Genomic DNA, 13,477 nt, shown 5'->3' with positions numbered 1-13,477 from the left:
AGACGATCAATGGAGACATGCCGAAAAAGACCCAGTACATTTTGTGAATTGACCAAGGAACGACGAGTTCGCGCTCGATCATCTTTGATCATGAGGCGCGTATTGTCTCGAGCGGTCAGCTCGAACATGAGGAGATTTTCCCGCGAGCCGGATGGGTTGAACATGACCCGATCGAAATTTGGTACAACGTCCGTGAAACGGTGAGCCTTTCCCTGGCTCGCACCAACCTGACCTATCAAGACATCGCCGCAGTAGACATCGCGAACCAGCGCGAAACCACGGTCGTCCGGAACAAACTCACCGCCACACCCGTGACCAACGCAATTGTGTGGCAAGACACCAGCACCCAGCACATCGTGAACGAACTGGCCGGCGTGGAGGGTCTTGAGAAATACAAGGCCATCACAGGGCTGCCGTTGGACCCCTACTTTGCCTGCCCCAAGGTCACCTGGATTCTCCGGTACATCGATGGCGCTCAAGAGGCAGCCGACCGCGGCGACCTGCTGTTCGGAACCATCGACACCTGGCTGCTCTGGAACCTCACCGGCGGTATCGACGGAGGAGTGCGCGCGACCGATGTCACCAACGCTTCCCGCACCATGCTGATGGATCTCGACACCCTGCAGTGGCGCGATGATATCGCCGCAGACATGGGCATCCCGATGTCGATGCTGCCCGAGATTCGTTCCTCAAGCGAATTGTTCGGCCACTGCCGTGACCACGGTTCGCTGCGCGGGGTTCCCATTGCGGGCATCCTTGGCGACCAGCAGGCTGCCACGTTTGGGCAAGTCTGTTTCAGCGAGGGCATGGCCAAGAACACCTACGGCACCGGCAACTTCTTGCTGCTGAACACGGGAACCAAGCGCGTGCACAGCAATAACGGGCTCATCACCACCGTCTGCTACAAAATCGGTGATGCCGCTCCGGTGTATGCGCTCGAAGGTTCCATCGCTGTTACCGGATCGCTCATCCAGTGGCTTCGCGACAACCTGGGCATGTTCTCTGACGCCCCCGATGTTGAGCGCCTCGCCCTCGAAGTCGAAGACAATGGCGGCGATCATCATCATGACGATCTCTTACCTGATCTTTGGCCGCAAGAATGGCCTCAACCTTCGTGCATCCGGAGTATTGCCGGGGTGGAGGAAGTTCTTCCACGGCATCGGGCTCGGTGTTGTCGTGGTCATTTCGGCGTACGGGCTCGTATTCGTTCTCGACTACTTCTTCAAGACCGACTTCCGCTGGTGGGTTATCGCGGTCAAGGCGTTCACGCCTGACAAGATCGGAATCGCGCTGATGCTCCGGCCGCTGTTTGGTATCTACTTCCTCGCGAACTCCGTGGCTATCAACGCGTTCAACCGTTTCTCCATTCGCGGCAAGGAGTGGATCAACACGGCACTGCTCGCGTTCTTCAATGCCCTGGGTCCGCTTGTGCTCGTGGTTGCTCAGTACACGACGTTCTTCGTCACGGGCGACACAATCGATGGCGTCCCCGGCATCTTCAGCATCTGGCTGTTCCCCGTGGTCGTCATCCTGGCGGCGACGGCAGTTCTCACACGCAAGATTTACCGTGAGACGAACAACCCTTATATTGCTGGCTTCATCAACGCAGCCATCGTTACCCTCATCGCGGCGACGAACACGCTCACCGCAGCGTAAGAACAGGAAACCGATCACGTAGAAGCAGCCACAGAAGTGCCCCGGTCACCACGACCGGGGCACTGCTGCATGCGGCGTATCTCCGCCAGAGGGCCTTTCCGCCGTGTGATGGTATTAGTGTCGCCATCGTGGAATAACGGATGCGCGACTTCGGTTTTGGCTAACGACGCGTACTGCGTCACAGCGAAAGGAAGCTCGTGAATCAGCAGGTTCAGTTTGGCCTCGGCACATTTGGCGACGTTACGGTAGGCGAAAGTGGCACGCTGTTGAGTCAAGCCCAGGTCATCCGCAATGTTGTTGCTGAGGGTGTCTTGGCCGACAAGCTCGGCATCGACTACTTCGGGGTGGGAGAGCACCATCGCGATGATTTCGCAATCTCCGCTCCGGAAACGGTGCTGGCAGCTCTCGCGATGGCGACCACCAAGATCCAGCTGGGTTCGGCCGTGACGGTACTCAGCTCAGACGATCCGGTGCGGGTTTACGAACGATTTGCCACTGTTGATGCACTCTCGAACGGCCGTGCAGAGATCATCCTCGGCCGTGGGTCGTTCACCGAATCGTTCCCACTCTTCGGCTACAACCTGGGTGATTACGAGACGCTGTTTTCAGAGAAGCTTGACCTGTTCTCTGAGCTCATCAAGGAAGAGCCGGTGACATGGAAGGGAACGCTGCGGGCGGACCTCAACAATCAGGAAGTCTTTCCGCGCACCGAGTCGGGCAAGCTCAACACCTGGATTGGTGTGGGCGGAAGCCCCGAATCTGTGGTGCGCGCCGCCCGCTATGGGATGCCACTGGTGCTTGCCATTATCGGTGGCCAACCCGAACGTTTCGCGCCCTACACCGAACTCTTCCACCGCGCACTTGCCGAGCTTGGCAAGCCCGACCTGCCGATCGCGGTGCACTCGCCCGGCTACATCACCGAGTCAGATGACGATGTTGTCGAAGAACTGTGGCCGCACTACCGGGTGATGCGTGACCGCATCGGCCGCGAGCGGGGGTGGCCGGCATCCACTGAAGAAGAATTCATCGGTGAAGTGCAGCACGGTTCGATGTACGCCGGATCGCCGGAAACCGTAGCCCAGAAGATGGCCAAGACTTTCTTGGCTCTCGGCATCCAACGATTCGACATGAAGTACAGTGCGGGCACCCTGCCTCACGAAAAGATGATGCGCAGCATTGAGTTGTACGGCACCCAAGTGATTCCGCGCGTGCGCGAACTCCTAGCAGACGCCTCCTAGTCGGCAGCTGGAGCTTGTGATGGCTCCGGGATTTCAGCGGGGGTGAGGGGTGTCGCTGCGGCGCTGCGCCGGGCTCTGCGCTTTGATCGCACAATGAGCACAACGATCCCGGCGATGATTGCGGCGAGGATCAGCCACGGCACAAGCACCCCGAGGGTGATGAGCAGACCGGCGAAGAAGGCGATAAAGCTGTTCCACCCGGCGATCAAGCCTGCGAAGAAATTGTCAGGCTCGACGGTGGGCGCGTCAGCGACGGAGACGAGGCTCAGCGTGAGGGTCGACATGGCGACCTGATCGTCAAAATAACGCTTCTGCGACTTGAGACTTTCGAGTTCACCCTGACGGTCGGAGATTGCGGTCTCCAACTTTATGAGCGTGTCGGTATCTTCGGCTGTGCTGAGCAGAGCAAGCAAGCGTTCGACGGAGGCGTCGAGAGCTGTAATGCGGGCCTCAAGGTCGCGAGATTCCATCGTGACGTCGACGGAGTTGATCGAGACTTCTTGCAGCGTTCCCAGTTCTTTAAACTTGTCTAGAGTGGCGGTGAGCTCGGAGGAGGGGATCCTCAATGTCAGCGTTGCGCTCCCGCGATCGCCCTCATTTGGTGCATATTCGCTGCGTCCGTCTACGCGGCCACCCACCGACTCAGTGATGCGAATCGCGTCGCTGCTCGCCTCATCCGGACTCGTCACTGTCACCGACATGTAGCCGGTGGTGATGACCTCCCGAGCGGTGTCGGCTAGAGCATCGTTTAACGCGATTCCGCCCTCGGCCAGGCTCTCCGCCGAACCAGAATCCCCGTCCGCTGACTCTTGGACAAGGTACTCTTGCGACTCGGCCGGGGCCAGATCGCTGCTTGCTGCCGAGCACCCGGAAAGTGTGAATGCTGACACGGCAAGTGCGGTTGTGATTAGTAGTGTGCGCCTCATGCTCTCACCGTAGGACCGCGAGACCAGTAAAAACTACCCAACGTTTCGCACCATTCGTGCGTCACCCCCACAGCGGTACCGTTCAGGTGTGCCTACCATTGGGCACCGCACGACGCGGATAACCAACTATTAGGAGGAATCATGGGTCTCATCGATAACGCAAAAGATGCCGGCGAAGCAACCGCCAAGAAGGTTGGTGAGTTCGTTGATGACACGAAAGAACGCGTAAGCGACGCCGCGGACCAGGCCGAGGCCGACGGTGAAGTATCGAAGGCTCAGGCCGATCTTGAGCGCGCGGAAGCTGAGCGCGAAGCCACGAAGGCGAAGAATGAATATAAGGAAGACTTGCGCTAATTAGTCTTCCACGACCGGTGTCTTGGCCGCTGTGGCTGGGATACTAGGCGCATGGGCATCTGGCGCAGCATTCGACGGAGAGTGTTTCCGTTGTTGTCGCCGAAGCTCAATATCGCGGCCGACGAAGGCGAAGGGCCAGTAATCATTTTCCTTCATGGCATCGCCTCCTCCGCGGCAACCTTTGCGGGAGTCATTCCGCAACTGACGGATCGATACCGCTGCATTTCTCTTGATCTTCTTGGGTTTGGCGGCTCCCCGAGCCCCCCAGAATCAAACTTCACCATCGAAGACCACGTCGCGGCAATCAATTCGACCATTCATTCGTTGAAGCTGGATGCTCCGTTCATTCTCGTAGGCCATTCCCTAGGCAGCCTGCTTGCGGCGCGATTTGCGGCAATGTACCCGAGCAGAGTGAGCCGACTCGTTATGGTGAGCCCACCGATCTATGTTCCCCCTGAGCAGATCGGTGACCCCCTCGTCCGGGCGCGCGTGGGCGCTTACCTGCGTGCCTACGAGTTTTTGCGCACCAACAAAGAGTTCACGATGGCGACCGTGGATAGGCTGCGGCGACTCTTTCAGCTCGACGACATCCTTGATGTTTCAGAGGGCAACTGGCGTGCATTCGTTTTGAGTCTGCAGAATTGCATCGAATCTCAGACGACGGTGAGCGATATTGCTTCGGTCAGGGTTCCCATCGATGTCGTTTATGGTTCACTCGATCAGTTCATTGCCCCCGGTACGATGCGCATCATCGAACAAATGCGTCACGTAACAATGCACCGGGTTGAGGCGAACGATCATCTTGTTCGCCGACGATTGGCGAAGCGGTTAGTCGAGGTTGTTGCCACGGGCCGAAAAGGCGTTGAGAAAGAAGCCTGAGTCGGAATAACCCGCTCGCCGCGCGCCACCCCATTGTTGTCGCCGTTCCGCGTTCCCGTTCCGTGCTTCCGCCTCGCAAAGCAGGGGCTTGCTCATTCGGAAATTCAGGAAAATGATCGAGGAGGCGGTGTGCTGCGCTGTGGTTCGGGGTGCTGCGACTGACAAAGCGGATGTCTGACGTCGAGCGGATATTAGGGGCAGTTCTCCGCTTGCGGCTGCCCCCAGCCCTGGTTGTTTCGAGCGGGGGCTTCCTGTCGGGAAGGGCACTTTTCCTGAGTTTCCGAAAGGCGGCATCGAAGTGCATCATCGGTTTGGTGTTTCGAGCACCGTGGTAACCGCCCACACCACGCTCGCGCCGATGAGGGCAGCGAAGAGCAGTAACCAGACAACCGAGGGGACGCCGGTGCGCTTAAAAAGTAGGTATGCATCTGAGGTGCTCAGCTGGTCGCGCCGGCGGGTGTGCACACCGATCACCGTGGCGAGGCCGCGGACGCTGCCCACCAGCAGTGCGATCGCGATAACGAGCAGCACATAACTTTGCACCGCATCGCTGGCCCAAACCCAGAGTGCTGCACTGGCTGCGGACGATACAACGACGACCAGGAATCCGAATGCATTGCGAATCACGAGCAGAGTGAGAACGAGAATGATGCCCCCGACGAAGAGTGCCAGCGCTGTATAGCCCTGCACAACGCACCACAGCTGAATGGCTCCGACGATGGCGGGGGCCGGGTAGCCGAGGGATCCACTGATCGCCGACCCGAGAGCACCTCGCCCGCTACTGACTGCCTCGCCCGAATGATTCATGCGAATCTTCATTCCGTGCACGAAGCGGCCGGTCAGGATTGCGCCGACGGCGTGCCCCAACTCGTGCACCAGCGTCGTGAAAAGCCCGAACCACTTCCAGATTGGCCGCGGAATGCTCAACACGGCTGCTGCGGCCACGATGACGATCAGCAGAGTTGGAGAGATCTCGACGGGCGCGGTGCGGGCAAGAGAGCCGAGAAAATCATCCATAGGAGCATCCTCTCACCTGCTCTCCGCAAGACCCTGCTCTCCGCGTCCACCCTGTAGCTGTCTCTGGCCTAGCCGCGAGGGCGTAGCGTTGACCTATGGACTTTCGCACTTTCGGCCGTACGGGCCGCACTGTTTCGGCAATCGGTCTCGGCACCTGGCAGCTTGGCGCTGACTGGGGGGAAGTGAGCGAGGCGGATGCCCGCGGAGTGCTTGATGCCGCTGTCGATGGAGGAGTCACGTTCTTCGACACCGCTGACGTGTACGGTGATGGCCGAAGTGAGTCTCTCATCGGTCGTTATCTCGGCGACCGGCCCGAACTCGACATCACGGTTGCGACCAAGATGGGGCGCCGCGAGGCACAAGACCCCGCCAACTTCACCCGTGAAAATTTTCGTGAGTGGACCGACCGTTCGCGTCGCAATCTCGGTGTTGACACTCTCGACCTCGTGCAACTGCACTGCCCGCCGACTGTCGTGCTCAGCATGGATGCCGTCTTTGATGACCTTGACGCTCTCGTCGCTGCGGGTGCCGTTGCCTCCTACGGAGTAAGTGTCGAGACTGCGGATGAGGCGCTCGCCGCAATAGCGCGACCGAACGTTGCCAGCGTGCAGATCATCCTCAACGCGTTCCGCCTCAAGCCCTTGGACGCTGTGCTTCCGGCAGCGCTCGATGCGGGTGTCGGGATCATTGCGCGTGTGCCTCTCGCTTCAGGTCTGCTCAGTGGCAAGTACACCGTCGACACCACGTTTGCCGAGAACGACCACCGCACATTCAACCGGGGAGGCGATGCATTCGATGTGGGGGAGACCTTCTCGGGCGTTGACTTCGAGATGGGAGTCGCGGCGGCTCAGGAGTTCGCGGCTCTGCTCGCGGGCGAGCCCGACGCGGCCGGATTCGCTACGCCACAAATTGCTCTGGCGTGGGTGGCGCAGCAACCAGGAGTGAGTTCGGTGATTCCGGGGGCGCGCAATATCGCGCAGGCTCAATCGAATGCTGGAGCTGGCGACGTACCGACGCTGAGCGCGGGCTTCACCGAGGGAGTCCGTGACATCTACGATCGCCATTTTCGGGCGGCCGTGCATCCACGCTGGTAGGTATTGTTTCGGCGGTAACGCGGCCGCTAGTCGTAAACGCGACCGCTATTGGCTGAGCGTGCTGATCGGCCCGGTATCGGGGATGGGGCTGGGGTCTTTGCCGCGCAGGTCGGGATGCCAACTGCGCAACACGGTGGGTACGAGAACGCCGAGGGCGGCGATGACGGCGGCGGCCCAGAATCCACCGCTCGGTCCGTTGGCGTCGATCAGGAAGCCGGCGACGGCGGAGCCGAGGGCGGCGCCGATGAGTTGACCGGTGCCGACCCAGCCGTAGGCTTCAGCGGTTTCGCTGAACTTGACGCTGGCAGAAACGATGGCAAAGATCACTGCGAAGGCGGGTGCGATTCCGATTCCGGCAACAAGCAGCATGATTGCGAGCCACCAGAAGTCGAGGTAGACCATGGCGAGCGCCATGCCCACGAAGACGATGAGCATGCGCCGGGCCAGTGCCCAGGGGCCGATCGGTAGGTGGCCGAAGGACAGCCCGCCGACCAGCGAGCCGATCGCCCAGATGCCGAGCACAATTCCGGCTTGTGGCCCGCCGTGACCGAATACGGCAACGACGGATACCTCTACCGCGGATGCCGAACCGACCAGAAGGAATCCGGTGATGGTGGCGAGCACGACGGGGCGGTGGCGGAGCACAGCCCCGAAGGAGCGTTTGCTGCGGGGGATTCGTACTTGGCCGACTTCGGGGCTTGAGATGAACCACGCCCCACCAAGGATGAGAAAGCTGCCAGCAACAACGATGGCGAGCGTGGTTGAGATTTGAACCGCAATAAAGGTGGCGGCTACGGGGCCTGCGACCCAGATGATTTCTTGGGCGGAGGCATCCAGGGAGAACAGTGGTGTCAGTTGTTTGGAGTTGACCATTTTGGGGTAGATGGTGCGCACCGCTGGCTGAACGGGTGGTGTGCTGAGCCCGGAGATGAGGCCGACGATCATGAAGAGGCCGACGCTCAGTGGTGCAAGCGCGATGGTGAAGATGGCGGATGCGGAGATCACCAGGGTGAGAATCAGCACCTTTCGCATACCCCAGACGCCCATCCAGCGGCTCGTCAGCGGGCCCGCAACGGCTTGGCCGACGCTGGTGGCGGCGAGTACGAGCCCGGCGGCGGCGTAGGAATTATGGATCTGTTCGACGTGAAGAAGGATCGCCAGTGACAGCATGCCGCTGGGGAGGCGCGCGGTGAGTTGTGCGCTGATGATTCTGGCAATACCTGGAGTTTTCAGCAGGTCGATGTAGGCGTTCACAGTCTCTCCAGCTTAGTGGCGGAAAGGGTCCCGATTGCCGCGGTTTTTCGAGTGTCAGAGGTTATCCATAGGCTGTGGACAAGTCCGCGAAGTTATCCACACCTGTGGAGGACACGCCCACTACATCTAGGGTTGGTTGCAACGGCCACCCACGATATATAGTGGTAGAGCCGCTTGACCGGGGGTCGCGGGGAGAACACGTTTTAGCTATTTTGAGGGAGTTTTTGTGTCAATCACAGTCGTCAAGCGCAACGGCACGCGGGAGCCGTACGATGCGAACAAGATCAACCTCGCAATTGAAGATGCCAGCGTTGGTCTCGACGAGAACATCACGTGGGTTACCCAGATCGCGTCCGAGCTTGAACTGACGCTGTTTGATGGCATCACGACCCAGCAGCTCGACGAGGCAGTCATTCAGGTTGCCCTCCAAAACGTCAAAGATGACCCCGCGTTCGACACCGTCGCTGCACGACTGCTGCTGAAGACCATCTACAAGCGCGTGCTCGGTGACTACACCGATGCTGCCGATCTCAAGAAGCTGCACAAAGAGCACTTTGGCCCCAATGTCATACGCGGCGTTGAAGAGGGACTGCTTGACCCCCGCCTCGTTGAGATGTTCGACCTTGAAGCTCTTTCCGAGCACCTTGAGCCTGCGCACGACGAACTTCTCAAGTACATCGGTGTTGTTACCCTCAACAACCGCTATGGCATCAAGGGTCGCAACGGCGACGCTCTTGAGGTTCCCCAGTACTTCTGGATGCGCATCGCGATGGGCCTCTCGCTCAACGAAGCGAACCCCAACGAGGCGGCGCTCAAGTTCTACCAAAAGATGTCCAGCCTCGAATACTTGGCTGCCGGATCCACCCTTGTTAATGCGGGAACCATCTACCCGCAGCTTGCCAACTGCTTCGTCATGGAAATGCAAGACGACATGGAGCACATCGCTAAGACCACTCGCGATGTCATGTGGCTTACCAAGGGCACCGGCGGAATTGGCCTCTCGGTCACCAAGCTGCGTGCGCAGGGTTCGCCGATCCGCTCCAACAACACCACCTCCACCGGCCCCATCCCGTTCATGCACACAATCGACTCGATCCTGCGTGCGGTTAGTCGGGGTGGCAAGAAGTTCGGTGCCCTCTGCTTCTACATGGAGAACTGGCACATGGACTTCCCCGAGTTCCTTGAACTTCGCAGCAACTCGGGTGACCCCTACCGCCGCACCCGCACCGCCAACACGGCGGTGTGGATCAGCGATGAGTTCATGAAGCGCGTGCAAAACGATGACTCGTGGTACCTCTTCGACCCGCTTGAGGTCACTGACCTCAACGAGCTCTACGGCAAGGCGTTCTCTGCGCGCTACAACGAATATGTCGCCATGGCCGAAGCCGGCGAAATGCACATGTTCAAGAAAATCGGTGCGCGCGAGCAGTTCAAGTCAATCCTCATCTCGCTGCAGACCTCCAGCCACCCTTGGCTGACCTGGAAAGACACGATCAACAACCGTGCCCTCAACAACAACACGGGAACAATCCACCTCTCCAACCTGTGCACCGAGATCACGCTCCCGCAAGACGAAGACAACGTCTCCGTCTGCAACCTCGCATCGATCAACCTGTCACGCCACCTCCTGCCCGAAGGTGGAGTCGACTTCGCAAAGATCGCCGAGAGCGCCCGACTGGCCGTACGTCAACTCGACAACCTCATCGACATCACCCGCTCCAGCGTGAAAGAAGCAGACTTCTCCAACGAGCAGAACCGTGCGGTTGGCCTCGGAGTAATGGGCTTCACCGACATCATCGAGAAGCTCGGCTACAGCTACGAGAGCGAAGAGGCGTACGACCTCATCGACGAAATTATGGAACATGTCTCCTACGCCGCCATCGACGCCAGCACTGAGCTCGCCAAAGAGCGCGGTGCCTACACCAACTTCGAAGGCAGCGGCTGGTCGAAGGGCCTCGTGCCGCTCGACTCCATTGCGCTCACCGAAGAAGATCGTGGCATGGAAATCAAAGTCAACCGTAAGACGCGGCTCGACTGGGATGCCATGCGCGAGAAGGTCAAGGGGGGAATGCGAAACGCGACGCTCATGGCGATTGCGCCCACCGCATCCATTGGTCTGGTTGCCGGCACCACGCCCGGTCTTGACCCACAGTTCTCGCAGATCTTTAGCCGCTCAACCTCCAACGGTAAATTTCTTGAAGTGAACCGCAACCTCGTTGAGACACTTCAGGAGCATGACCTGTGGGAGAAGAACCGTGAAGTGATCCTGCGCAGCCAGGGCGACATCCAACACATCGACGGCATCCCCGACGACATCAAAGCTGTATTCAAGACAAGTTTCCAGCTGTCGCCGTACTCCTTCCTTGAGGTTGCGGCTCGTGCCCAGAAGTGGATCGATCAGGCCATCAGCCGCAACATGTACCTCGAGACTCGTGACCTGGGCGACATGATGGACATCTACTTCGATGCCTGGTCGCGTGGAGTCAAGACCACCTACTACCTGCACATGAAGCCTCGCCACCAAGCGGAGCAATCCACCGTGAAGGTCAACAAGTCCGAAGAAATTTCTTCAACCAAGTCTGCGGCAGCGGGCGCTGGATCGTCGTCGGCGGGAAGCGCTCCTGCTCGCAAGGGCTTCGGCGGATTCTCCAAGAAAGCAGACTCGTAATGAATCGCGAGAACGCCATCGACGACTACTTCGTTCCGTCTGACCCGATGAACGACCTGCAGTGCGACAGCTGCCAGTAAAAATAGTTACCCCACAATTCATCCCGCACCAATCAAGAGAGAAGTGACCAACAGAATGGGAATTTTAGGAACAGGCCTGCAAGATGGCCTTCTGCTGAAGCCGATCAAGTACCAGTGGGCAATGGACCTCTACGACCAGGCCGTCGCTAACACCTGGTTCCCGAACGAGATTCAGCTGGGCGAAGACATCGCCGATTTCAAGAAGATGACTGATGAGGAACGTCACGCGGTGACCTTCCTCATGAGCTACTTCAACCCCAACGAGTTGCTCGTCAACAAGGCACTCGCCTTTGGTGTGTACCCCTACGTCTCTGCGGCAGAGTGTTCGCTGTATCTCGCCAAGCAGATGTGGGAAGAAGCAAACCACTGCATGAGCTTCGAGTATGTACTCGAAACCTTCCCCATCGATCGTGAAGCGGCCTACAACTCTCACGTTGATGTGCCGTCGATGGCTCGCAAAGAGGAGTTCGAGTTGAAGTACATCCGGCGCATGACGGAGCAGACTCTCGACATCGACACGATTCAGGGAAAGCAAGACTTCATCCGTAACCTTGTTGCCTACAACGTGATTCTTGAGGGCATTTGGTTCTACTCAGGGTTCATGGTCGCTTTGTCGTTCCGCCAGCGCAACCTGCTGCGCAACTTCGGTTCGCTCATGGACTGGGTTGTTCGTGATGAGAGCCTGCACCTCAAATTCGGCATCAACCTGATTCTCACCGTGCTCGAAGAGAACCCTGAGATCCAGACGGAAGAGTTCGCTGACGAAATTCGCCAGATGATTTTGGATGCTGTCGAAATGGAAGAGGCCTACAACCACGACCTGCTCCCCGGCGGCATCCTCGGACTCAACGCCAACTACATCAACCAGTACGTCAAGTACCTGGCTGACCGCCGCCTAGAGGAGCTCGGATTTGAGGCCCACTACAAGGTCACGAACCCAGCCAAGTGGATGGCGACCGCCAACGACACTCTTGAGCTGGTGAACTTCTTCGAATCAACCAACACCTCGTACGAGGCGAACGCGTCAGCAACCACCAAGGTCAAGGTTTAGTGAGCCTGACCGTCGAGTGGGTTGGATGGCTAGATCCACGGGCGGTCCAGCAGCGTGAACTGATGGAGGTCGAGACGACCGCAATGTATGCAGATCGTCAGGCCGAACTCGATGAGGCGGGCCGCAACGCAGTCAGTGCTGCGTTGACGGTCTCGCCCTCCGATGTCAGCCACACGGTGTTGGTGCTCGATGCCGATGTGGTGATCGGGCATGCGGCTCTTCGGCCCTTTGGCGCGTCATTCGAGGTCAAGAAGGTGTTCGTCGATTCGCGTCACCGGGGCAAGGGCGCCGCGCGCCTCCTCATGAACGAGCTTGAGGGTGTTGCCCGCGAGGCTGAGGCACACTCTTTGGTACTTCAAACCGGCCATGTGCAGGTGCCCGCAATGGCGCTCTATGAGAGTCTTGGCTACCGGCGAATTGATGCGTTCGGCCACTACGCTGCGATCCCTTTCGGGGTGTGTTTTGAGAAGACGTTGTAGTTCGTTCAGGTTGCCCGCCTATGCTTCACTGCACGGGGGATACCGTTCATCAATCTAAACCGGAACAATTGCACTGTGAGACTTTTTCGGCGGCGCCCGCGCCTCAATCTGGGCAAATTTAGGGCGCCAGAACCTGTCGAGGCGGCACCCATTGATCGTGTGGTCGACGAGGGTGTGCTCATCGCCCGCAACGCTGTGCGTATGGCAGTCAAGAACCGAATAATTGTGGATGCCGCCCGCGACCACCTCGACTACGACGACGGAGCGCTGGCCGGTATGGTGCACGTCGAGTTCGACCAACTCGCTGAACAGGCGGAACGCCTGCTTCGGGTAACGCACACCGCACGCAACCGCGCGGTGCAAGAGGGGCTCGCTGAGGGACTGCGCCAAGCATCCATGGATGGCGAACTGATCTCACACATTATTGATGAGGCGCGCGAGCTCGCGTGGAGTGAGATTGGCACCGCCATCATCGCCAAACTTCGTGTCGCCTACCTGCCGATGGAAGACCCACTGTATGAGGCGCAAAAAAAGCGCCGACTACGCGAACTGCACACCATCAACTTTGCCGAACTTGAGGCCGCAGCCCAGGGCGAGTACTAGACCGACCCGGTTTCGGCACAAGCGGGCAGCAATATTCTCCGCTCCACATCACATATTCGGCACATTGCTCAGAGTCTGGCAGCCACACGGCGCACCGGGGCGGAAAATTGCGCCCGCCCGGGGGTAGGCTGCCAACGTTGGCGTTTCAACGACGTGCGCCCCTCGGGATTCACGTCAT

At 59.0% G+C, this 13,477-nt stretch carries 12 protein-coding genes and 1 pseudogene; 10 read left to right on the top strand and 3 right to left on the bottom strand.

The window, feature by feature from the left end; all coding sequences use genetic code 11:
- Positions 1-47: 47 nt before the first annotated feature.
- The 3 genes and pseudogenes from FB472_RS04375 to FB472_RS04365 all read left to right on the top strand — a co-directional run.
- Positions 48-1,055, top strand: a pseudogene (locus tag FB472_RS04375) (FGGY family carbohydrate kinase); the annotation flags it as partial.
- Positions 1,056-1,176: 121 nt separating this feature from the next.
- Positions 1,177-1,656, top strand: a complete 480-nt coding sequence (locus FB472_RS04370) for a hypothetical protein (protein WP_215730380.1) — start codon at positions 1,177-1,179, stop codon at positions 1,654-1,656.
- 197 nt (positions 1,657-1,853) lie between these two features.
- Positions 1,854-2,894, top strand: a complete 1,041-nt coding sequence (locus tag FB472_RS04365) for an LLM class flavin-dependent oxidoreductase (RefSeq protein ID WP_141989806.1) — start codon at positions 1,854-1,856, stop codon at positions 2,892-2,894.
- On the opposite strand, the gene FB472_RS04360 is transcribed toward FB472_RS04365, so the two are convergent.
- The gene (locus tag FB472_RS04360; protein ID WP_141989805.1) at positions 2,891-3,820 is read right to left on the bottom strand and encodes a DUF4349 domain-containing protein; all 930 of its coding nucleotides are present in this window, start codon (positions 3,818-3,820) and stop codon (positions 2,891-2,893) included. The two genes, FB472_RS04365 and FB472_RS04360, sit on opposite strands and share 4 nt — an antisense overlap.
- 141 nt (positions 3,821-3,961) lie before the next feature.
- Here FB472_RS04360 and FB472_RS04355 point away from each other — a divergent pair, with 141 nt between their 5' ends.
- Complete coding sequence (locus tag FB472_RS04355; protein ID WP_021810537.1) at positions 3,962-4,174, top strand: hypothetical protein; 213 nt, start codon at positions 3,962-3,964, stop codon at positions 4,172-4,174.
- 51 nt (positions 4,175-4,225) lie between these two features.
- Positions 4,226-5,053, top strand: coding sequence for an alpha/beta fold hydrolase (locus tag FB472_RS04350; RefSeq protein ID WP_141989804.1), 828 nt, complete (start codon positions 4,226-4,228; stop codon positions 5,051-5,053).
- A 303-nt stretch (positions 5,054-5,356) separates the two neighbouring features.
- On the opposite strand, the gene FB472_RS04345 is transcribed toward FB472_RS04350, so the two are convergent.
- Positions 5,357-6,070, bottom strand: a complete 714-nt coding sequence (locus tag FB472_RS04345) for a M50 family metallopeptidase (RefSeq protein WP_141989803.1) — start codon at positions 6,068-6,070, stop codon at positions 5,357-5,359.
- A 95-nt stretch (positions 6,071-6,165) separates the two neighbouring features.
- Between FB472_RS04345 and FB472_RS04340 the strand changes: the two genes are divergently transcribed.
- Positions 6,166-7,164 carry an aldo/keto reductase gene (locus FB472_RS04340; RefSeq protein ID WP_141989802.1) on the top strand — a complete coding sequence of 333 codons (999 nt, stop codon included), beginning with the start codon at positions 6,166-6,168 and terminating at the stop codon, positions 7,162-7,164.
- A 45-nt stretch (positions 7,165-7,209) separates the two neighbouring features.
- Here FB472_RS04340 and FB472_RS04335 read toward each other — a convergent pair whose 3' ends face one another.
- Complete coding sequence (locus FB472_RS04335; protein WP_141989801.1) at positions 7,210-8,418, bottom strand: MFS transporter; 1,209 nt, start codon at positions 8,416-8,418, stop codon at positions 7,210-7,212.
- A 226-nt stretch (positions 8,419-8,644) separates the two neighbouring features.
- Here FB472_RS04335 and FB472_RS04330 point away from each other — a divergent pair, with 226 nt between their 5' ends.
- From FB472_RS04330 to FB472_RS04310, 4 genes are all read left to right on the top strand, one after another.
- Complete coding sequence (locus FB472_RS04330; RefSeq protein ID WP_141989800.1) at positions 8,645-11,086, top strand: ribonucleoside-diphosphate reductase subunit alpha; 2,442 nt, start codon at positions 8,645-8,647, stop codon at positions 11,084-11,086.
- A 135-nt stretch (positions 11,087-11,221) separates the two neighbouring features.
- Complete coding sequence (locus tag FB472_RS04320) at positions 11,222-12,217, top strand: ribonucleotide-diphosphate reductase subunit beta (protein ID WP_021810531.1); 996 nt, start codon at positions 11,222-11,224, stop codon at positions 12,215-12,217.
- Positions 12,217-12,696: a GNAT family N-acetyltransferase gene (locus FB472_RS04315; protein ID WP_141989799.1), complete on the top strand. Its 480-nt coding sequence runs from the start codon at positions 12,217-12,219 to the stop codon at positions 12,694-12,696. Before FB472_RS04320 ends, FB472_RS04315 begins: the two co-directional genes overlap by 1 nt.
- A gap of 75 nt (positions 12,697-12,771) precedes the next feature.
- Complete coding sequence (locus FB472_RS04310; RefSeq protein WP_246078076.1) at positions 12,772-13,299, top strand: hypothetical protein; 528 nt, start codon at positions 12,772-12,774, stop codon at positions 13,297-13,299.
- Positions 13,300-13,477: the final 178 nt, after the last annotated feature.

The organism is Rhodoglobus vestalii (genome assembly GCF_006788895.1).
Lineage (GTDB): Bacteria > Actinomycetota > Actinomycetes > Actinomycetales > Microbacteriaceae > Rhodoglobus > Rhodoglobus vestalii.
Note: the sequence above shows the minus strand (reverse complement) of the source record. Positions and strands in the feature narration are given on the sequence as shown.